We start from the raw sequence: 21,790 nt of genomic DNA on the forward strand, positions 1-21,790 counted from the left end.
TCTTTGAAGCCATCATAAACACCTTATGGCGGCACTTACTTGCATTTTCCGCTAATCCAGTTAATCAGTACCAGTTGTCCTAATGGCTGAATAAAAGATCTGATGAATCAACGTTTCAAAGAACATTCCCCTTCTGCAACAGCCACGAGGGTTTAATGATGTAGGTAGTATAAACGCCTTTAAATGATATTAATCAGCAATAAAAAGAAGTGTCGTCTTAGCGGATTTGGAGTGTGTCAAATTCTTAGCTACCTTAAATATTAAATATGAAAGTACCAACACACTGACCCCGATCACAAAGAAAGTGTAGGGACCATAGATATTAGGTAACAAAATATTGCCAGATAGATTGGTCTTAAACAAGGTATAAGAGATAAGCTGACTGGAAAAATTAGACAGGAAATGGAGCAAAATGCAAAGACCTAAGCTTTCTGTTTTGTAATAAATCCATCCTGATAGAATGCCGAAAAAGAGTGCCCCAAATAGCTGAACCGGCTGAATATGAATCGCACAAAAAAGGACACCGGAAAGAATAATTGATATTGCAGGAGTGTATTTCGTTAAAAAGCCCTTCAATATTGTGCCTCTAAATATGAGTTCTTCAAAAAGAGGCGCTAAGAGAATAGCTCCCAAGAATAAAGGCATTTGACTAAAGGGATTGCTGAAAGTGGATTTACCGTTTAGGTAAAAGCTTAGTACATTAGTGAATGGAGCATTAATCCCTGCCTGAAAAATCAGGATTATTAAAACTGTTAGTGCAATAAACTTTGGAGACTTTATTGGAAGTGCGAACCCATAGTTAATATCTACTTTTCGTTTTGAGTTAATCACTTTGGCGACGCATATAATAGCAATGCAAAGCACAATGAACATAATGCTTCCTGTTATATCAGCAGATAAGTGACTATAGTATGTTTGAGTGATGAAGATAACAGGTGTTGCAGTGACAAGACCAATAAAAAGAAGTAGTAAGGCTTGAAAGATGTTACTCGGGAATATTTTATTCATTCAAAAATGGTAGTGCCTTAGCTAATTTGCCTTAGGCTTGTTTGTAAGTTCGCAATCCCTGACAAGGTACTGAATAGTTCCAAAAAACGGTCGTTTTTTAATAATCAAAATGTATAACGGCAAAATACCGTTCAAGAAATCGTGCAGTTTATTATTAAAGATTACAACAAATACGACTCCATTTCAAAACAAAACTATTAATTTAGCTAAGTTTTTAACCATCCTTAGTCCTTAACGAATGGATATAAAGGCAGCACATAAAGTGTATTTTAAAAATCTAAATGCACTACGTTTCATTGCAGCTTTTCTGGTGATTATTCATCATACTGAACAATTTAAAGCATTATATCAGCTAGAAAACGGATGGAATCATGAGGTCATTAAACTCATTGGTAAACTTGGCGTGGTCTTGTTTTTTGTATTAAGTGGTTTCTTAATTTCTTATTTGTTATTCAAAGAAAAAGAGGTAACCAACACCATCAACATCAAAAACTTTTACATCAGGCGACTATTAAAGATCTGGCCTTTATACTTTTTAATTGTCTTTCTTGCCTTCTTTATTTTGCCTCAACTCGAATTCTTTGACATCAAGAGCTTGCACAAGCCCACAGACACCTATTTCTATCCAAAATTTCTGTTATACGTTTTTTTTCTACCTAACCTTGTGTTTAAAGTTTTTCCGCCCATCCCTTATGTTTCTCATACCTGGTCCATTGGCACGGAAGAACAATTTTACCTGATCTGGCCTGTTTTAATTAAAAGATTTCCGCGTCGGCTGGCATTAATGTTAACGGTGATTTTCTCTTACTTATTAATTAAAGCAGGATTAACATTATCGCCTAAAACTCAATTCTTTGACATCGCCAAAAAATTCTGGGAATCTACCCCGCTTGACTGCATGGCCATCGGAGGCCTGTTTGCTTTACTGATTGATAAAAACACCCCATTAACACAGCGTCTACGAGCTTTCATCTTTAGCAAACAGCTGCAATGGATAATATTATCGCTAACGATTTTCCTTTTAATGATAGGTTTTCATCTTCCTTATTTACATTATGAATTTTACGCCATCCTATTTGGCATCATCATCGTCAACTTTGCAGCTAATCAACAGCGGATTTTCTCCATGGAAAATAAATGGACCAATTACCTGGGCAAAATTTCATACGGCCTCTATATGTATCACCCCATTGCAATTGTTATCGCAGTAAAAACCTATCTTTATTTGAGCACCTTTCCTGCGCCAATGATTTACCCATTAGTTTTAACCCTTGTTATTGGTATTTCAGCCTGCTCTTTCGAATTTTTAGAAAAACCATTTATAGACCTAAAATCCAGGTACACCAATATTGTGAGTGGCAATGAGGCACGATCATCATCTTTATAATTTTGTAACTTTGCGCTACAACAATTAACTTCATGAAATGACATATATAGAAAAACTAAGCGCTATCCGTGAACAAATGAAAGCAGATAATGTCCATGCTTATCTTATTCCTTCTGCAGATCCGCACATGAGTGAGTATTTGCCCAAACATTATAAATGTATTCCTTTTGCGTCTGGCTTTAGAGGCTCTGCGGGTACTTTGGTAATTACCCATGATTTTGCAGGCTTATGGACTGATTCAAGGTATTTTGAACAGGCAGCGGAACAACTTGCTGGCAGCGGCTTTGAATTAGTTAAATTAAAAGTGCAGCACATGCCCGAATATATCAACTGGCTTGGTGAAACTTTACCTGCGGGAAGCACTGTTGCTTCGGATGAAAAGTTATTATCGATCCTTTCTGGTGACCTGTTAACTAAAAACCTGTCAAATAAAGGTATTACCTTAACTCATAAAGATTATTTAAACCCTATTTGGGAGGACAGACCATCTCTACCGACCGATCCTGCCTTCTTAATTGAAGAACAGCATATTGGTCAATCGGTCAGTTCAAAACTAGCAGAAGTAAGAAAAGCACTTAGCAGTTTTCAGGCAGAGTACCATTTGGTTTCTTCTTTGGACGATATAGCCTGGTTATTTAACATTCGTGGAAAAGATGTGAATTATAATCCGGTAGTGCTGAGCTTTGCATTGATCAGCCAGGATCACGCTAAATTATTCATCAATCCTTCTAAATTAACCGAAGCAGAAAAACAAGCTTTATTAAAGAATGGTGTAGAGGTTTTACCTTATGAGGAAATAGAAACAGCTTTATCACGTTTACCGGAAAACAGCTCCATCTTTATCGATCCAAAAAGAAACTGCTTTGCTTATTTAAAAGTATTGCCGGCAAGTGTAAAAGTGATTAAAGAAACCAATCCTTCTACTATTTTAAAAGCAGTAAAGAACAATACTGAACTGGCAAACACCAGGACTGCCATGGTGAAAGATGGTGTGGCCCTTACCCGTTTCTTTAAATGGATTGTAGAAAATATAGGCAAAATAAAAATTACAGAACTTTCTGCGGCTGCTAAATTACGGAGTTACAGAGAAGAACAAGAGGGCTTTGTGGGTGATAGTTTTACAACTATTAGCGCATATAAGGCACACGGTGCTTTGCCACATTATTCTGCTTCTGCTGAAAGTGATGCAACACTTCAACCGGAAAGCTTATTCCTGGTAGATTCTGGAGGTCAGTATTTTTATGGAACAACAGATGTTACCCGTACAATTTCTTTAGGAAAAAACACAGAAGAAGAATGTATTGATTATACTTTAGTTTTGAAGGGTATGATTGATGGCTGCAAACTGCGTTTTCCGCAAGGCACCTGTGGTTACCAAATTGATGCTATAACCAGGAGACCAATTTGGGAAAATGGAATTAACTATGGGCATGGAACCGGACACGGTGTAGGTTATTTCTTAAACGTGCACGAAGGTCCCCAGGTATTCAACCCTACCAATAACCCCGTTGCTATTGAGTTAGGAATGATTACTTCGATTGAACCTGGAATTTATCGCCCGGGAAAGCATGGCATCAGGATTGAAAACTTAGTCCATACCATTGCCGATTCAGCTACTGAATTTGGTGATTTCTATGCTTTCGAGGCCTTAACCATAGCGCCAATCAATACCACCATCGTTAAGAAAGAACTTTTAGAACAAAGTGAAATCACCTGGTTAAACAACTATAATGCGATGGTTTTCGAAAAGTTAAGTCCTTTCTTAACTGAAGAAGAAAACAACTGGCTTAAAACAGAAACACAGGCAATTTAAGTCGGCAGACTTATTTTACCCATTAATACAGCTGGCAGACCAGGGCGACTTCCGAAATCAAGTCGCCCTCCTGTTAGACACTCATTCGCTAAAAGTGCAAACAACACCGCTTCCTTGGCATCTGGATCTATCTCTAGTTCCTTAGTATCCTTCAAGGTTTTGTTTAATTTTTCCCCTATTTTCTTTACCAGCAAAGGGTTATGCATTCCCCCTCCACTCATGTAGATTTCAAAATCCTGAAGTCCGCCCATGGAACGGTTAATGGCATTCACTATACTGGTTGCAGTAAACTCACACAGGGTAGCTAAAATATCTTCATTGGTTAACCCTTCATTATTAGAAACACTTAATGCCTCGCTTAAATACAGTAAATTAAATAATTCAGGTCCTGTTGTTTTAGGGAATGGTAAATCAAAAAAGTTATGGTTTAATAAAGCCGCTAATAATCCTTGGTTTACACTACCTGCAGTAGCTAAAGCCGCATTTTCATCATACTGTTTTCCAGGATAGTGCAATTGTACATACTGATCCATCATCGTATTGCCAGGTCCTACATCAGTAGAAAATACGAGTTCAGCATTTCTTCCTGAAGGAAGGTAGGTAAAGTTGGCAATTCCTCCTATATTTAATAAAATGCGATTTTCAACTGGGCTCGAAAAAATAAGGTAATCTCCATAAACCGCTAATGGTGCTCCCTCCCCTCCTGCAGCCACATGTTTTTGTCTAAAATCGCTGAGGGTAATGATCCCTGTTTTTACAGCCAGGTGATCTCCATCACCAATCTGCAAAGTAGCATTTGGCCATTCTGCTAAATGATGTTTGGTTTTAGGCGCATGATAAATGGTTTGCCCATGGCTGGCAATAACAGCTACGTCTTCAGCAGCAAAATCCCATTCCTGAAGGCACTTTAAAATAAGCTCTCCATGGTAAGTGCCAATGTAAGCATTTAACAAGGTTACTTTTTGCAAGTCAACACGGGCCTTAAATGATATCGATTTCAGTTCCTTTTTAAATTCAGGCTCATAAGGAACAGTGGTAAAATGAAGCAGCTCTGTACTGGTAGATAAACCTGAACCATGAATACGGCAAAGGGCAATATCTAAACCGTCTAAAGAAGTACCAGACATTAAGCCTATAATAATGCGACTGGGTGCGGTTGAAAGTTCGTAAAGTTTCTTTAAATGCTGATTCATTTTTATGAATGGTGAATTTTATGAATTTTTAAATCAAACGAATTCCAGGAATAAACTGAAAATGTTTTTTATTAAAGGTATAAAGAGGCAGATCGTAATAAAGCTTAATGTTACAAATTCAGAATAACCGCATTACGATCCGGGTAATCCAATTTAGTGCTTTTCCTTGCTCCATTATAAATCATATGCATGATATTTCCCTGATCATCAAACACATCATACATTAAACTGTTCTGAATTTCCAACTTTTTGAGTCCTTTAACCGTTGCAGATTCTATATAAACAACAATAGCCTCTCTATCTTTCTCAAAGCCTAAATAATTTAAAGGAAGTGCTTTTTCGTTCGCCTTTAGCTGCACATGCATGGCTATGTACTTTTTCAATAACTCATCCATTGCTTTATGCTTTGCTGGTGCTGAAAGATCTGCCGGCACTTTAAATTGTTTCCTTAAGGCATCTTCCAGGTCGTCGGTAAACAACCGGCAACTAATTTCCAATGTTCCTCCCTTTGTCGTATAATTGAGTTCCATACTGCTCAGGTGTAAAGGATGCCTGTTGTTAAAAACAGGAACACCTTCTTTTACTGGTAAAGGGAAAATCCCTAGTAGAAAGTAACAAAATAATAGAGATTGACTGATTAATATCGACATAGCTGTAAACTTTATTTCACTTTGCAAAAAAAACGCCTAAATTTATATTCGCATCTTCTTCCAAGGAGCTGCAAATTAATTCTAAATCCTCTAATAAGCTATAAATGAAGAAAATCTTTACTTTTTTTGTCTTCCTGGGCTCTTCAATGGGCATTGCCAATGCTCAGAACATAAAGAACAACCCAGAAAGCAACCATGGAAATAAATTTGAGCAACTGGGCACCATCCTTACTACGCCAAATGAACAAAGAACAGCAAGTGGTGCTCCCGGTGTAAAATATTGGCAGCAGCGTGCAGATTATGATATTAAATGTACCCTTGATGAAAAAAACCTAAAGCTTACAGGTTCAGAAACGGTTACCTACATCAATAACTCTCCTGATGTACTGACCTATGTATGGTTGCAACTTGATGAAAATCAACACAACAACATCAACAATGCCAATTACCAGAGCAGCTCTACCCTCCCTGAGCGTGCAACGACGGCTATGCTTGATAAAGCACAACAAAGCACTGCTGATAATGGTTATGGTGTCAAAATCACCAAGCTGACTGATGCACAAGGTAAAGCCCTAAAATACACCATCAATAAAACCATGATGCGTGTAGAAATCCCTGCACCTTTGAAATCTGGACAGACTTTTGTTTTCAAAGTTGACTGGAATTATAACATTGCCGACAGGATGACTATTGGTGGCCGTGGTGGTTACGAGTTTTTTCCTGAAGATGGGAACCATATTTTTACCATGGCACAATGGTACCCACGTTTATGTGTGTACAGTGATTTCCAGGGCTGGCAAAATCACCAATTTACAGGTCGCGGAGAGTTCGCCCTTACTTTTGGTAACTTTAAAGTACAAATGACAGTACCTGCAGACCATATGGTTGCCTCTACAGGAGAATGTGTTAACTATGATAAAGTGTTAACTGCTGGACAGTTAGACAGGTACAACAAATCTAAATCGGCTACAGAGCCTATTGAAATTGTAACACTGGATGAGGCTAAAAAAGCAGAAACCAAGAAAAGCATTGCTACCAAAACATGGGTATTTAATGCCAATGATGTAAGGGACTTTGCATGGACTTCTTCTCGTAAATTCGTTTGGGATGCCATGGCACAGCCTATTGAAGGTAAATCAGTCATGTGTATGAGCTTTTATGGTAAGGAAGCTTACGGTTTATACCGTCCGTTTTCTACCAAAGCCATTGCCCATACCATCAAAACTTACTCAGACTTCACTATTCCTTATACCTACCCAGTAGCACAAAGTATTGAGGCTGCTAATGGAATGGAATACCCAATGATCTGCTTTAACTATGGCCGTACTGAAAAAGATGGTACTTATAGTGAATCCAGCAAAAATGGAATGTTAGGGGTAATTATTCATGAGGTAGGTCATAACTTCTTCCCAATGATCATCAACAGCGATGAGCGCCAGTGGACATGGATGGATGAGGGTTTGAACTCTTTCATGGAATATATTACAGAAGAACTTTGGGATAATAAGTTCCCTACTAAAAAAGGGGCTGCATATACCATTATAGATTACATGAAATTACCGAAAGACCAATTGGAGCCGGTAATGACAAACTCTGAAAACATTGTTCGTTTTGGTCCTAACGCTTATTCTAAGCCTGCAACGGCCTTAAATATCTTAAGGGAAACCATTATGGGCCGTGAGTTATTTGACTATGCGTTTAAAGAATATGCGACCAGATGGGCTTTTAAACACCCTACTCCAGCAGATTTCTTCAGAACAATGGAAGATGCAAGTGGTGAAGATTTAGATTGGTTCTGGAGAGGATGGTTCTATGGAACTGATGCCTGCGACATTTCCCTGGATTCGGTGAAATTTGCCAAAGCAGATTTCAATGCTAAACTTGGATCCAGACAAATGACCGTGAAAGTTGATGCACCTGCAGTGAATGCCTTTGAAGACATTTCAAAAATTAGAAATAAGAACGACAAAAACATTAGCTTTTATACTGATAAAGACCTTAAAACAAGGGATTTCTATTGGAGATATGCACGTGGCTTAGAAAAGGTAGATACCACAGCGCGTAAACAGGAAAGTAAACCAATGGTGGAAAACCTGCCTGCTGCTGAACAGGGAAAATACGCTAATAAGTTTTACTATGAATTATCTTTCAGCAATAAAGGAGGTTTAGTAATGCCAATCATTGTAGAATTTACTTATGCTGATGGCACTAAGAAGATAGACCGTATTCCTGCACAAATCTGGAGACTGAACGAAAACAATGCTTCTAAGTTCTATGTGGAAGACAAAGAAGTAACAGCTATCAAATTAGATCCTATGCGTGAAACTGCAGATATTGATGAAACTAACAATACCTGGGGTGGCAGTGCGCAGCCTAGCAAATTCCAGTTGTTTAAACAAAAAGCTGGTGGCGCTGTAAGAGGCCAATCAACAGGATTGAACCCTATGCAAGCAGCTAAGAAATCATAAGTTAAAATACCTTATACACAAAAGAGGCTGTATCATTTTTTGATGCAGCCTCTTTTTTTATGGAATTAACCCCCGAAAACAGCTATAAAAACTATTAGTTATTAAGGATTTACAACTAGTTTAAAGTTATACTGCAACTTATAGTTTCCATAGCGTTCAGAGGGCATTGGTAGGGCCTTCGTAGGGCCTTCCTATATCGATTGATAACTGAAGGCCCTGTTAATGCCCTGTCAATACCTGCGCACCGATTAGGTAAATATTACTTGTTGATCAGGTGCCTGAAACAGAAAGATCCTGTACCATTCTTCATGATACAGGATCTTTTTAATTATTGTTCTTTTTGTTATTTAATCATTTTCAATAGGTAAGCTCCATAGCCACTTTTTACCAATGGCGTAGCAACCTTTCTCAATTGTTCTTTGTCGATGTAACCCATTCTATAGGCTACCTCTTCAATACAGCCAATTTTTAAACCCTGGCGTTCTTCAATAACTTCTACAAATTGACCTGCCTGCATTAAAGAAGCAAAAGTCCCTGTATCCAACCAGGCAGTACCCCTGCTCAATACACCTACTTTAAGTTTACCCATTTCCAGGTATACTTTGTTCACATCAGTAATTTCATACTCCCCACGTGGTGAAAGCTGAATATTTTTAGCAATTTCTACTACACTGTTGTCATAGAAATAAAGTCCAGGCACAGCATAGTCTGATTTAGGCTGTACAGGCTTTTCTTCAATGGAGATCGCTTTATTATCGCCGTCGAACTCAACCACACCATAACGTTCCGGATCTGCCACCTGGTAAGCGAAAACAACGCCACCTTCAGGATCTGAACTACTTTGCAGTAATTTAGACATGCCATCACCATAAAAAATGTTATCACCTAATACAAGGGCAACTTTATCATCACCAATAAAATCAGCACCAATGACAAAAGCTTGTGCCAGTCCATTTGGTTTTTCCTGTACAGCGTAGCTGAACTTACAACCAAGGCTAGAGCCATCACCTAAAAGTTTCTGGAAGTTAGGGAGATCGTGTGGGGTAGAGATGATCAGTATTTCGTTGATCCCGGCAAGCATCAAGGTTGACAATGGGTAATAGATCATCGGCTTATCATAAACCGGCATCATTTGCTTACTCATGACCAAGGTTAACGGGTGCAACCTTGTGCCACTTCCGCCTGCTAAAATTATTCCTTTCAAATTATAAGAGTTAGAGGTTAATAGATTATTTATAAAGCTACAGTATCTTCGAGTTCTTTATACCATTCAGCGCCATATTTTCTAATCAGTGGTCCTTTTAAAAATTGGTATACCGGCACTTTCAGCTCACGGCCAAAGGTACAGGCATCACTGCAAATACTCCATCGATCGTAATTTAAAACATCAAATTCTGGATATTGGGTAATTCTGATTGGATAGAGGTGGCAAGAAATAGGTTTCTGCCAGTCTACAATACCTTGCTCATGGGCCTTTTCAATAGCACATTTTGTAATGCCATCTTCAAACGTTACATAAGCACATTCTTTGTTGCCCTCTACACATGGCGTGGTTAAATCGCCATCTGCATCTATCACAGAAGTACCGTATTCTTCAATAGCAGCAATACCGCGTGGGGCCAGCAGGTGTTTAATTTTTGGATATATTTCTTCAAGGATTGCCTTTTCAGCATGTTCTAAAGGTGCACCAGCATCGCCTTCCACACAACAAATCCCTTTACATTTATTTAAATTACACACAAAGTTCTCGCGGATTAAATCTTCATGCAACAGGGTGTTTTGTACTTCTATCATTTTTATTTTTTAATTATAGCCAGCGGATATTTTAATCCGGCGGCTGATTTTATTTCCATGGTCACTGCACCAACCAGAATCTCTACCTGGGCTTTTACAGGCACTCTGTTGCCATCATCAGTAATCCAGAGGTATAATCTGCTGTCTTTTCTAAAAATCCTTCCTGGCTGAATAGAAGGGCTGAATTTCAAACACCTGATGGTACCAAGTTTAGTCTTTACGGTTTCCCTGCCAATAAATTCAATCTGTAGCTGACTGATCTCATCGCCCAGAAAATAATTCAAAGCGAACTTATCACCAATTTTCATTTTAGTGATGTCAAGGCTTCGTGCAAAATAATAAGCAGAAACCAAATCAAAGGTCTGGTGCGTAGGCCCGGTAAAATTGCCACGGTTAGAAACTACCTTGCGGGTACTTTGGGTAAACCTTGCTTTATCTTCTCTTCTATAACCGCCCTCGCGCACATTCTCCTGGTAAAAATAAGGTGTTAAAGTGTCCTTATCAATATAGGAATCATAGCGGTCCCTTATCTTATAAAAAACATCAAAACTCCCAGAGGTCTGCGCATCAACATTCAGTCTGTAAGTAGGCTTTCCGTTAAACTTCTGGTCTGTATTCAACACTTTAATAGTAGCTTCGGCAGCGGTAATAAAGCCATACTTCAGCTTATATTCCAGCACTTCGCCGGGCTGAAATACAGGTTCTTTTTTTAAGGGCAGCTCCTGAGCAGATGCGCTACATGCAAATAAAATCGAGAATACGACAAACAACAAAGTATATCTCATACGGGAGCTTTGCAAAAAGCCGTCCAAAATCATTAATCCTTACGCTTAAATACAGGAACCGTAGAACAAGGCTCACCATACATAATGCTCTTTACTACAGGACTCAGCAGGTTGGTGAGCTCTACATAAGCAGCTATTGGCACATCAATATCGCCACATCCTTTTACTACGACTCTTTCATTAGCAAAGGCAGCAATATCAATTTTAGCCAAAGCTTTGCTAAACAATACAGCTTCCAGTACTTCGAGGGTACCAAATACCACTTCATTGGCATAGGTCGTCATGCGGTTAGACAAGAGCATATAAGCCCATGTAGGCACAATAGCGTCTGCAGAACAGATGATGGCTACATTTTTGTCCTGGTATTGAGCCCAGTCGTGCGTCTTGATAAATTCCCGGAAATCTTTTTCGCGCAAAATTAGTCCATGAAAAAGATTCTCTTTGATATCATATACTATACGCTCCCCTTTAGGATAATATTCCTCAAGGTTCAAGGTAACCAACCCACTGGCAGCTACTTTATTAAAGAAATTTTCCTGAATATCCATTGTCCTTAAATAAAAAAACCGGAAGCTGGTTTGCTTCCGGTTACAAAATTACATAAAATAAGATTAATAGAATTTCACCCTATTGTCTTTTATCTCACTTTTATCCATTAATGCCTGGAAAGCAGCACCTAAAGAGCGTTGCGACAAGGTCAATAACATTGTTTCTTTTTGCTTGTAGGTATTAGCTAAGGCAGCAGGATTACTGAATCCTTTTACACTAAAAGCATAAACACCACGTTCACCTGCAACAGGTTTAGAAAGTTTTCCTACTGATGATCCGAAAACAGATCCAATAAGTTTGTTTTCCTGACCAACACCTGAAAGTACAGGGTTAGCAAATACAATATTTTCTGCAGTTTCAAGAGGCTTACCCACTTTTTGAGCTACCTGATTGATGTTTGATGCACCATTTAAAGCACTGTTTAACTTTTCAGTCAGCATTTTTGCTTTTACAGCCTGACGAACCATCGGCTCGATATCTTTTTTAACAGCTGCCAATGGCAATAAACCTTTTGGCTTGATGTCCGTTAAGCGAGCAACTACGTAAGCATTCTCCATGGTATAAACCTGCTCTAACACATCGCCTTTTTCAGCTGCATAAGCATCTTTAATTAAAGGACGAGGATTATCTAATCCTGGAGCATAACCTTGGCTTGCACCAATTTTATCAGCTACAGCAACAGTATAACCATTTTTCTGTGCAAGGGTGTTGAAGTTATCACCTTTTAAGCCACTTAAGAAGTTAGTTGCTTTTTTATAAGCAGCATCTTTAGTTTTGCTGCTAGGGTTAAGGTTTTTCTCAATGTAAGCTAGCTTAACCACTTTTGAAGAACCTACTTGTTTTTCAATTTTGATTAAGTGAACACCGAATTGTGAGCGTACCACTTTAAGATCTCCAACAGCACCGTTAAAGGCTGCATTTTCAAATTCAGCAACCATTTGGCCGCGGCTAAAAGTACCTAAATCGCCACCTTTATCTTTCGATCCATCAACGCTGTATTTTGCAGCTAATGTTGCAAAACTTGCACCACCCTGAACCAAAGTTTTTAGGGAGTCAGCCAATTTCATCGCTTTATCAGCACCACCAACTTTAGCAGCATCGATTAAGATATGACTTGCTTTAACAGAATCAGGCGAAAAACGGCTATCAACAACTTTTACCAGTTTGTAAGAGTTTCCAGATAATACCGGTCCGTAAAAACTTCCAGCAGGCAAATTGAAGACTACTGAATCTACAGCAGGATCAAGTTGACCTTTGGTGATATAAGTATAAGGAACTTTAACGTCAGAGTTAATTGAAGCGAACAAGGAATCGTTTTTAGCAGTTTTGAAATCAGCTGCTAACTTATTGATTTGTGTTTTGATCGCTGCAGTATCTTCTTTTGTCGGATTAACAGGGAAAGAAACGTATTCGAAAGTCCTTGTTTCAATAGGATTGTCAAAACGTTTTTTGTTTTCATTGTAATAATCAGAATAATCTGATTCAGACAATTTCAAAGTAGCATCAGCAATAGAAGCATAGTCTAAATTCACATAGTTGAAGTTAGCCAGTTTGTTTCTATTCATGTATTCGTCGTTAGCTTCTAAAGAAGTTACGTAAACAGAATTTTTAATCATGTTACCGTATTTCTCTTGTAAAGCTTGTTTTTCAATTTCTAGTTGCAATAAATCCCATTGCTCTTTAAGCTGAGGATTAGTATTTTGTTGTTTTAAACTTGCAATAACAGCAGCACGGTCAACCTGTCCTGTTTGAGGATTGCCAAAATATTGAACAATTAGCGGGCTAGGTTTTTTACCTTGTAAAAGGTCAAACAACTCATCACCAGAAACTGCTAAGCCTAAACGGCTATATTCTTTATTTAAAAGAATACCTGCGATTTCACCATTCCACACATTTTCTACAGCCATCGCCTGCATCTGAGGGTTTGAACTACCGCCGTATTGCTGTTTCATTTGCGCTTCGCTCTGTTCTACCTTTTTTCCGAAAGTGTCAATGTCGATGTTTTCACCATCTACAGATCCAACTACTTTTTGAGATTCAGCCCAAAATGGCTTACCTACGTTAATTGCGTCGCCCAACAAAAATGCAACAATTGCAAAACCAATAAAGCCTATAAGGATATAGCCCGCACGATTACGCAAAAATGTCATTAAACCCATAATAATTATTTTATATTTTTTTAAGAGGCGCAAGATACAACTTTTGCGAAAAAAAGAAAATTTAAAAAGCTTTTTGAATAAGTATTTATAAATTAAGGAAATAACCCGACAATATTTTAACTATTGCTGGCTTAAATCACCTTTAATATATGTCTCCCCAAAGCCCTGTTCGAAGGTGGTGGTACTGAAATCCTGGGGGGCAGAAAAGTTAATGGCATCTACAAAAGAGCCATCAGGTCTTGTTACTACTCCTTTAGGGGAGAAAAACTTCTTTTCCTTTTGATCCCAGGTCAGCTCATCAGTGGTAAAGGTCATGTTATCCGTAACCACCACCACATTCTTTCTAAAAATCGTAAGTTGTTCGGTATCCTTCATGATGGCATAATCAGACTTGATGCTGCCGGTTTTTACCAGCAGGTCACCATAGAAATCTATGGCTACCCCTTTGGGCATCTCCTGGTATGTGTTACCATCTTTAGGACTCATTTTATCGAGTACCGGTGCAAAGCCTTTGGCTTTTACCTTGGCAGAATCGCTGTAGATAACTTCTACACCGAGCGACCGGTCTCTGGTAAAGGTAACTTTACTGGCAGATATAGCTGCCGCTTTTTTAAGGTCATCTTCACTACAGGCACTCAAAAAAAGCGGCATAGCGCATAGTATAGCGTAACAAAATTGTATACTGCGCCTGTTCATGTTAATCGAATTTAAACTTCCTGAACCATTTATCATTCAGCGTAAAGCCAAAACTGAAATTCACAAAGTTTTCCTGAACCAATCCGTTGTTGATGTTTCCTCTTTTACCAATCTCCGTTGTAAAGTTCATTTTATAAAACGAAAGACCACTCATTGAACGTGCCAGTGGCAATCCAAATCCAAAAGTAATGGCCATTTGTTTCACATCCTGGTTGTTTACCTGAACATAAGTTTTATCATAGGTATAACCAATACGGTAATCTACCCTGTTCCAGTAGCTACCTATGGAATTGATATCCGGTGTAATTTGAGCACCTACAGAATAACCATGGGTATCTTGTAAGCCTAAACTTTCACCATTAAGACTGCTTTCAGACCACTTACCCATGCGGTAATCAGCACCGATTAACCATTTATTATCTTTCTGAATGGTGAAACCAAAGTTATGTATCAATGGTAATTTAAAGTTCGATTCAGCACCGTCAACATTAACCAATGTATCTATAGCAGGCTGTTCTTCACCTAAAGAATTTTTGAAGTATTGTGTAACTACCGAAGACTTTGTAGACGCTACAGTAGAAGCTGCAGAGCCAGAGTAACCTAAAACAAGAGATGTTTTACTGTTTAAAGCAATATCATATTGAATACCATAAGAGAAACTAAAACCACCTATGCTATTTTTTGTCTGCATACGGGAGTTAATGCTGTTACTGCTACCTACAGAATCTGGCGCTACTAATTCAGTAGAACGTGAGTTCAACAGGTTACCAAAAAGGTATTCTACATTACCACCTAATTTTAAGCCTTTGCCAAAACGGTAGCCGTAACCAATATGCGCCTTGTTGATGCCACCTTCGCCCGTATAAATGTAATTGGCATCCTGGCTTGCAGAGTTAGCACCATTGCTTAGGGTAACCCTGTTCTCAATCTGGTAACCCAGTTCAGTATAAGGTGCCACACCAAAAGTCAAGGCAGAGCGGCTACTTACTGGCACACCGATCATCATGTGAGTAAGGGTGGAGTTAAAGCTGTTTTCAGAGACCTCACCAGTTTTCAGTGTTGTAAATCCACCAGCAATACCTATATCAACAGTGGTCAGGTTAATTCCCGGATAAGATGCAGGATTTTGCATATTTACATTGCTATAACCATTTGGCTTGTATACACCGGTAGAAATACCCCCCATAGCTCTAAACTGTGGCAAGGCTATCCCTTTAATATTTCCAACACCAAATTTTGAATAAGGTGACTGTGTGGTAACCTGGGCTTTTACTGTAATGCAGGTAAGCACAACCATAACGGCGGTGATACAACTAATTTTTTTGTACATATTCAAATGCAATGACTTCATTTAATCCTTTTAATACTAAGTAAGGTTCGTGCTGAACCTGATCTGCAAATTTACAATCTTTTAATTGATTCATAAAAAAGGCCGCATCGCCACCTGTAATCAGCACTTTCACTTTATTGTCTTTTTGAAACTGTTGGGCAATAAAACCCTCCACTTCATATGCTACCCCCTGCAAAACGCCGCGCTGGATAGCTTTATTTGTATCCGATCCCTCAGGAATCGTCATATTTTCATTCTTCCATTCTACCAGCGGTAACCTGCCTGTAAAATGTTGTAAGGCCTGGAACCTCATTTTTATACCCAGACTGATGCTGCCACCAAAATATTCTGCCTGCTCGTTCAGCAGGTCATAGGTAATGCAGGTGCCTGCATCAATCATAAACACAGCCTCACCTGGGAAAAACCTTTGTGCAGCGATAACTTTCGCCCACCTGTCTAACCCTAATGTTGATAGCGTTGTATAGTGGTTTTTTATTCCCGGATTGCTACGGGTAGAAAATTCTATATAGCGGGTACGTGCTTTAAGAAGTGCTATAACCGCCGCCTGTTCATCGCTCACACTTGATACCGTTGAGCCACTTACCTCAAAAGTGTCCAGCAATTCCGCTATCCTGCGGATATCAAGTTTCGCCAGTGATTCGAAGTGAACCAGCGTCCTTGATCTGAAAACAGCAACCTTACTGTTCGTATTGCCAATATCAATAACCAGATTATGCATTGACAAGAACAGGGGCTAATACGCACATGATGTCTCCAAACTTCATGGCACAAAGCTATTAATATCTAGCAAGTTTCAAGGGATCAAATTGTTAAAAAAAGTTAAACGAATAAAAAGTACTGTATGGTGATGACCAAAACAAGGAATAAACTTTCGTAAAACCAACGCTTTGTGGCATTTGAAAAATAATAAGCCAACAATACAGCTCCCGGCGGCACACATAATAAAAAATGGTAGACACCAAAATTAGGTTTTGTATAACAGCTGACCACAGCGATGATAAACATAAAAAAAAGCATTTGAAAAGCCTTTCTTGTGCTGATAAAACTATGGAAGAAGTTCTCTCTTAATTGTATCATGGCAAGAATCATAGCCACTAAAACAGGCACCAAAACAAGGTAATCGTTATAGTTAATGGTAAATACAGAAGGGAATTTATTGGTCAGCGGCAGCCAGATCCGGTAAAACAACCTGAGTTCATCATGCCAGTAGTAAAAAACGGCAAGGAAGAAAAATACCATTGAAAAACCAATTAAGCCTGCAAGCCATTCCCGCCAATTAAAAGAGCGATATAGTAAAAGGCTCAGCCATAGCATCAGCAGCATCACAATAAAAGGGAAATATATTAATGTCCCTAACGAAATGATCATGCCAATATCAAACATCAGCATGATGGCACTAGGTGATTTGCCTATTTTAAGCATTTTATCCATCATCCAGATGAGGAGAAAATTACAAACCAAGGTTGGACTTAAAACCAGGAAAGGCATAAATAGACTGGTGCCGGTAATATATAGTAATGCCGGCAAGTAACCTGGTTTACTCAATAAAGCATGGTTATTAACCACCCTGTTAAACACCAGGGCTTGTATAAACACTAAAATTGCAGCAACGACAATGTTAACCGAGGGGCTGAAAGAATCATTATTGATGGGGATCTGCAGAAAAAAATCAGCATAAGGTTCCAGGAATTCAAAATGAAGAACCGGCGGAAGATTCGTAAATATGGCCATCCGCATAAAAAAAGTATATGCAAGCAGAAAAAGCAGGTTGATGGGGTTAAGGGTTCTAAACTGATTAATCATGCTGTTTGTCGAGCTCCAAAGTAAAGAAAATTATCTGGCAAATGTCTGCACTACCTTAGCAATGACCGCAGCGGTATTGTCAGGAAATGAATATTGATGCTCCTGGGGGCTATTCACCCACTCTTTGAGGGCAGCAAGCCAGTTTTTATTGCTTCCCCAGATTACAGGGAAACCCATTTGTTTCAAGGCATAAGCATTACATTGCTGTTCATATTGATAGCGCATAGGCATTACCAATAACTTTTTCCCTAAAAACAGTGCCTCTGCAGGTCCTTCAAAGCCACCTCCGGTAAATAATCCTGCACAGCCGGCCAGGCTGCTATTGAATTCTTCATTGTTTACCGGAGAAACCTGTATGTTCCCTACTGTATATTTAAAATTGCTGTGCTTAGAAAATATATGCCATTCTACCTCCGGAAGCTGCTGCAACAAAGGCACCAGCAACTGGTCATCAACAGCGGGAAGGTAAACCGTATAATGACCAAGGTTGCTTACTTGTAGATTCCTGATTTCTGAACGGATTACCGGAGTATGGATAAAATCATCGTATTGATGGAAATGAAAACCCACATAATGAGTTGCCGGTGCATAATATTTCATCACCAGCTGCGCCCAGTCGATACTTTTGGGCTTGGGCACTTTCTGCGACTGAAAGGAGGCCTGGTGACTTAAACCTACACTTTGCAATCCCTGTAATTTACAGGCCCATGCGGTTACAGGTTCAAAATCATTGATGATGAGGTTGTAATCTTTTAAAGGAACCTGCCGCATGTCTTTAATAAAACGCGGCAGATTCATCCTTTTATAAGTTTCCCAGTGGTGAACACCACCTTTTTTGCCGAAGATAAAACTAAAACCATGAAGCTGGTATTTTACCGGCTGTATCAGTTTAACTTCAGATTGTGTGCCGCTAATCAGAAGGTCTACTTCACCATATTGCTGAAGTAAGGGTACAATTTCCCTGGCACGGCTGATATGACCGTTACCGGTACCTTGAATAGCATAGAGTATCTTCATTTTAGCAATTATGCCACTTTTTTCTTTTTCTGATCAGTATAAAAAGCAAAACCAAGGGCAGCTAACAACAATATTGATCCGGCGAGAGATATTTTCTCTCCAGTATAGTAAGATACAGGCTCAAATTTAAATTCAACAGTATGGTTACCTGCTTCTAACTGTGCTGCACGTAATACATAATCTGCCCTGAAATAAGGTTTTTTCACCTTATCTACATACATATTCCAACCCTTATCGTAATAGATTTCTGAGAATACAGCAATGACGTCCGTCGGTGCACTGTAAGTATAAACTAAATGATCAGGGTGATAGCTCTCCAGTTTAATCATCGCTGTTGGACCTCCGGCAGTAATCTTTTTTGTGTCCAACATCCCTTTGTATCGTTCATCAACAATGGCTTCTTTTTTAGGATCAAAGCTGCTGATGGCTTTCATTTCTTCATCTGCATTTTTAGCAAACTGCACGCTTTGTACTATCCATGCATTTCCTGCTGCTGTAGCATTACGCTGCATTTTATAAGATCCGTTTTGTTGATCCTGCGTAATTACATATTTAGTATTCAGCATGTCTAAAACATCCTGATTGATGCTTTTAGTAAGCTGCTGATCAATTAATTCCTGGTAACGTTTTAATTTAGCCGCATGGTATCCACCTACAGTTTTATGAAACTGTGAAGCTGTTGCATCTTGAAAAGTAGAAATGCTAAGGTCGAAAACCCTGAAATTAGGATCTTTATCAGCCATGATAAAAGTATCAACATCACGAGGCTGGAAATGGTTGGTTAAATTTGCCTTACTGGCGAAATTATTGTTATTTAAATAACGACGGTCAACTTGCCACATGTCTATTAAAACTGCAAGGCCTAATAAAATCACTGCAAATTGAAGGTTCATTTTTTTGGTAATGAAAGCCCATATCAAGGCATAGCCTATTGCAATAAAAAACAAAGATCTTAAAGCATCGGAACTTGCCAGACTAGCACGATCAGAAATCAATGCATCAGCAATTTTCAAAGCCTCACCACGGTTATTCTGCAAAATTTGTGTAAGCGCATCAACCATTAAGCCATGATTTGGACCTGCAAAGCTGAAGAACACCGTAGGCATAACGGCAACAAGCAAACAAAAACCACCAGTAATAGCTGCTGCAATCGTTAATTTTTTAACCAGCACTTTTTGCTCATAGCTACTTTCCACGGCTTCTTTAATCGCTAGAATAGCTAAAAGAGGCACCAATAAGCCCACAACGGCAAGGATAGATTCTACCGCTCTGAATTTATTATACAGAGGCAAATAATCGAAGAACAAGTCAGATACTAATGGGAAGTTACTTCCAAAAGATAACAACATAAAGAGAATGGTTGTACCGAGGATCCACCACTTCAGGCGACTACGAACAATCAGCAAACCGAAAACAAAAAGGAAGCAGATAATAGCACCAAAGTAATAAGGTCCGGAGGTAAAAGGTTTTCCACCCCAGTATTGTTGCAGACCTATCTGGCCACCAAGTTGTTGAATTGCCCGTGTAGGATCGCCACCTGTTAAGGAAGATAAAGCTTTATAAACATTACTTTCAGGCTTCACAAGGGCATCAATACCACTTGCACCACCATATAAATTTGGAATAAGGAAGGTAAAGCTTTCGCCCACACCCTGACTCCATCCGTAAGCATATTCTTTAGACAGACCAGAATTTTCTTCTGCTTTATCGCTTGTTAAATTAGATTTTCCACGGTTAGATTCCAATCCATACTCATAGGTAGTCCATAAAGTACTCGTGTTCACCATTAAGGCCAACACAGCGCCAATAGCAAGGAAAGAAAGACTTCTGCCAAATGGAGGAAAGCGTTTTTCTTTAAAAGCATGGTAGGCTTCAACAGCGATAAAAATGAATAAGGCAATGAACAGGTAATAAGTCATCTGGATATGGTTGGCGCGGATTTCCAGCGCCAAAAACAGAGCAAATAAACTTCCGCCGAGCCAATATTTTCCACGCAGGGTGAGCACCACCGAGGCTATTATGGGTGCAAAGAAAGCAATGGCCATGGCCTTATTGCTATGCCCTGCAGCGATAATAATAAAATTATAAGAGGTAAAAGCAAAGGCAATGGCACCTGCCGCAGCGAGATAAGGGTTGACCTTTAACACGCAAAAAAGCAGGTAAGCCCCTACTAAGTATAATAAAACCACATCTACCGGATCTGGCAATACTGTTTTAATCAATGAAATAACGTGTGTAGCACCATTCATTGGGTATTGTACCCATATCTGGTAGGCAGGCATACCGCCGAACATTTGGTTAGTCCACAATGGGCCTTTACCATCTTTCGCCTTGTAGTCCATAATTTCTTTCTGCATGGCTTTAGCCTGCAACACGTCACTTTGCGCTGGCCCTTTGCCTTGTAAGACAGGGCTGAAGTAAGCAAAACAGATAATTACGAAGAATCCGATGATGGCTAAGTGAATGCCATTTGTTTTAAACCAAGTATTCATTAAGGGTTATTTATATAAAACTAACCCCAAAAATATAAAAAGGAAAGAAATAAGCACTGAATAACGAAGAAATTATATTATTATATTATTTCAACTCCTCATAATCGACGAAATCACCTAGTTTATCGGCATTTCCTTGTTTAGGTTGCGGCGGCATATAATCGATGGAAATCGATCCCTCCGGTTTTTTTTGCTGTGGTGCAGCACCATTTGCCTGCTGTTGCATTTTGCTGAAAACTTTCTTCAACACTAATGGAAACACCAGTCGTAATATAATTTTGATCAGCCAAAGCACCAGAATGGCGATCAGTAAAAATTTCAAAAAGCCCATATTTTCAGGTTAATATTTACAAATATGACGGAATCCGTCTTTAATTATTACAACAATAAATACATTATTGCACTAGACTTACAAATCCTCTTCAACAATTTGGGCTACCCGTCCTACTTGTCCATCCTCCAACCGCACTTTTATACCGCGGGAGTGAAAAGCAGAAGACGTCAGTAAATTAGCCACTATGCCCCTTGTTAAAGCGCCACTGCGCTGGTCTTTTTTCAAAATAATGTCTACCTCTAAGCCTGGGTAGATGTCTTTTCTATTCTTTCCGTCCATTCAATCAATCGT

General features: G+C 39.0%; 19 protein-coding genes. 3 read left to right on the forward strand and 16 right to left on the reverse strand.

All coding sequences use genetic code 11. From position 1 onward, the window contains the following. Positions 1-189: 189 nt before the first annotated feature. A complete protein-coding gene (locus tag ACR2F7_RS14490; RefSeq protein WP_432714259.1) occupies positions 190-1,008 on the reverse strand; it encodes a CPBP family intramembrane glutamic endopeptidase in 819 nt (272 codons plus the stop codon). Positions 1,009-1,246: 238 nt separating this feature from the next. Here ACR2F7_RS14490 and ACR2F7_RS14495 point away from each other — a divergent pair, with 238 nt between their 5' ends. Further along, positions 1,247-2,395 carry an acyltransferase family protein gene (locus ACR2F7_RS14495; protein ID WP_432714260.1) on the forward strand — a complete coding sequence of 383 codons (1,149 nt, stop codon included), beginning with the start codon at positions 1,247-1,249 and terminating at the stop codon, positions 2,393-2,395. 37 nt (positions 2,396-2,432) lie between these two features. Beyond that, a complete protein-coding gene (locus ACR2F7_RS14500) occupies positions 2,433-4,208 on the forward strand; it encodes an aminopeptidase P family N-terminal domain-containing protein (RefSeq protein WP_432714261.1) in 1,776 nt (591 codons plus the stop codon). Here ACR2F7_RS14500 and ACR2F7_RS14505 read toward each other — a convergent pair. Together ACR2F7_RS14505 and ACR2F7_RS14510 are read right to left on the reverse strand one after the other, a co-directional pair. Then, on the reverse strand, positions 4,205-5,401 hold the full coding sequence (locus ACR2F7_RS14505) for an anhydro-N-acetylmuramic acid kinase (protein ID WP_432714262.1): 1,197 nt from the start codon (positions 5,399-5,401) through the stop codon (positions 4,205-4,207). The genes ACR2F7_RS14500 and ACR2F7_RS14505 overlap by 4 nt on opposite strands. 110 nt (positions 5,402-5,511) lie before the next feature. After that, the gene (locus ACR2F7_RS14510; RefSeq protein ID WP_432714263.1) at positions 5,512-6,051 is read right to left on the reverse strand and encodes a DUF6702 family protein; all 540 of its coding nucleotides are present in this window, start codon (positions 6,049-6,051) and stop codon (positions 5,512-5,514) included. Positions 6,052-6,155: 104 nt separating this feature from the next. Between ACR2F7_RS14510 and ACR2F7_RS14515 the strand changes: the two genes are divergently transcribed. Next, positions 6,156-8,519, forward strand: a complete 2,364-nt coding sequence (locus tag ACR2F7_RS14515) for a M1 family metallopeptidase (protein WP_432714264.1) — start codon at positions 6,156-6,158, stop codon at positions 8,517-8,519. A gap of 343 nt (positions 8,520-8,862) precedes the next feature. Here the strand turns inward: ACR2F7_RS14515 and rfbA are convergent, their stop codons facing one another. The 13 genes from rfbA to ACR2F7_RS14580 all read right to left on the reverse strand — a co-directional run bounded on the left by rfbA (position 8,863) and on the right by ACR2F7_RS14580 (position 21,778). After that, positions 8,863-9,723, reverse strand: a complete 861-nt coding sequence (gene rfbA / locus ACR2F7_RS14520; protein WP_432714265.1) for a glucose-1-phosphate thymidylyltransferase RfbA — start codon at positions 9,721-9,723, stop codon at positions 8,863-8,865. A 29-nt stretch (positions 9,724-9,752) separates the two neighbouring features. Next, a complete protein-coding gene (locus tag ACR2F7_RS14525) occupies positions 9,753-10,313 on the reverse strand; it encodes a DUF3109 family protein (protein WP_432714266.1) in 561 nt (186 codons plus the stop codon). A 2-nt stretch (positions 10,314-10,315) separates the two neighbouring features. Continuing rightward, positions 10,316-11,098 (reverse strand): DUF3108 domain-containing protein, encoded by a 783-nt coding sequence (locus tag ACR2F7_RS14530; RefSeq protein ID WP_432714267.1) that lies wholly within the window; start codon positions 11,096-11,098, stop codon positions 10,316-10,318. 32 nt (positions 11,099-11,130) lie between these two features. Further along, positions 11,131-11,646 (reverse strand): DUF2480 family protein, encoded by a 516-nt coding sequence (locus ACR2F7_RS14535; RefSeq protein ID WP_432714268.1) that lies wholly within the window; start codon positions 11,644-11,646, stop codon positions 11,131-11,133. 63 nt (positions 11,647-11,709) lie between these two features. Further along, positions 11,710-13,806 carry a peptidylprolyl isomerase gene (locus ACR2F7_RS14540; RefSeq protein ID WP_432714269.1) on the reverse strand — a complete coding sequence of 699 codons (2,097 nt, stop codon included), beginning with the start codon at positions 13,804-13,806 and terminating at the stop codon, positions 11,710-11,712. Between the two features lie 120 nt (positions 13,807-13,926). Then, on the reverse strand, positions 13,927-14,457 hold the full coding sequence (gene lptC / locus ACR2F7_RS14545; RefSeq protein ID WP_432714270.1) for an LPS export ABC transporter periplasmic protein LptC: 531 nt from the start codon (positions 14,455-14,457) through the stop codon (positions 13,927-13,929). Positions 14,458-14,503: 46 nt separating this feature from the next. Beyond that, entirely contained in the window at positions 14,504-15,853 is a 1,350-nt protein-coding gene (locus ACR2F7_RS14550; RefSeq protein WP_432714271.1) for a hypothetical protein, read from the reverse strand. Beyond that, positions 15,816-16,571: a type III pantothenate kinase gene (locus tag ACR2F7_RS14555; protein WP_432714272.1), complete on the reverse strand. Its 756-nt coding sequence runs from the start codon at positions 16,569-16,571 to the stop codon at positions 15,816-15,818. The genes ACR2F7_RS14550 and ACR2F7_RS14555 overlap by 38 nt, the downstream gene beginning before the upstream one ends. A 101-nt stretch (positions 16,572-16,672) precedes the next feature. Continuing rightward, positions 16,673-17,656, reverse strand: a complete 984-nt coding sequence (locus tag ACR2F7_RS14560) for a DUF6427 family protein (RefSeq protein WP_432714273.1) — start codon at positions 17,654-17,656, stop codon at positions 16,673-16,675. A gap of 30 nt (positions 17,657-17,686) precedes the next feature. After that, entirely contained in the window at positions 17,687-18,673 is a 987-nt protein-coding gene (locus tag ACR2F7_RS14565; protein ID WP_432714274.1) for a glycosyltransferase family protein, read from the reverse strand. A gap of 8 nt (positions 18,674-18,681) precedes the next feature. After that, positions 18,682-21,165, reverse strand: a complete 2,484-nt coding sequence (locus ACR2F7_RS14570; RefSeq protein WP_432714275.1) for a hypothetical protein — start codon at positions 21,163-21,165, stop codon at positions 18,682-18,684. An 85-nt stretch (positions 21,166-21,250) separates the two neighbouring features. After that, the gene (locus ACR2F7_RS14575; protein ID WP_432714276.1) at positions 21,251-21,496 is read right to left on the reverse strand and encodes a DUF4834 domain-containing protein; all 246 of its coding nucleotides are present in this window, start codon (positions 21,494-21,496) and stop codon (positions 21,251-21,253) included. Between the two features lie 78 nt (positions 21,497-21,574). Then, positions 21,575-21,778 carry a YwbE family protein gene (locus ACR2F7_RS14580; RefSeq protein WP_432714277.1) on the reverse strand — a complete coding sequence of 68 codons (204 nt, stop codon included), beginning with the start codon at positions 21,776-21,778 and terminating at the stop codon, positions 21,575-21,577. Positions 21,779-21,790: the final 12 nt, after the last annotated feature.

Origin of the sequence: Pedobacter sp. (assembly GCF_045628745.1) — a bacterium.
Lineage (GTDB): Bacteria > Bacteroidota > Bacteroidia > Sphingobacteriales > Sphingobacteriaceae > Pedobacter.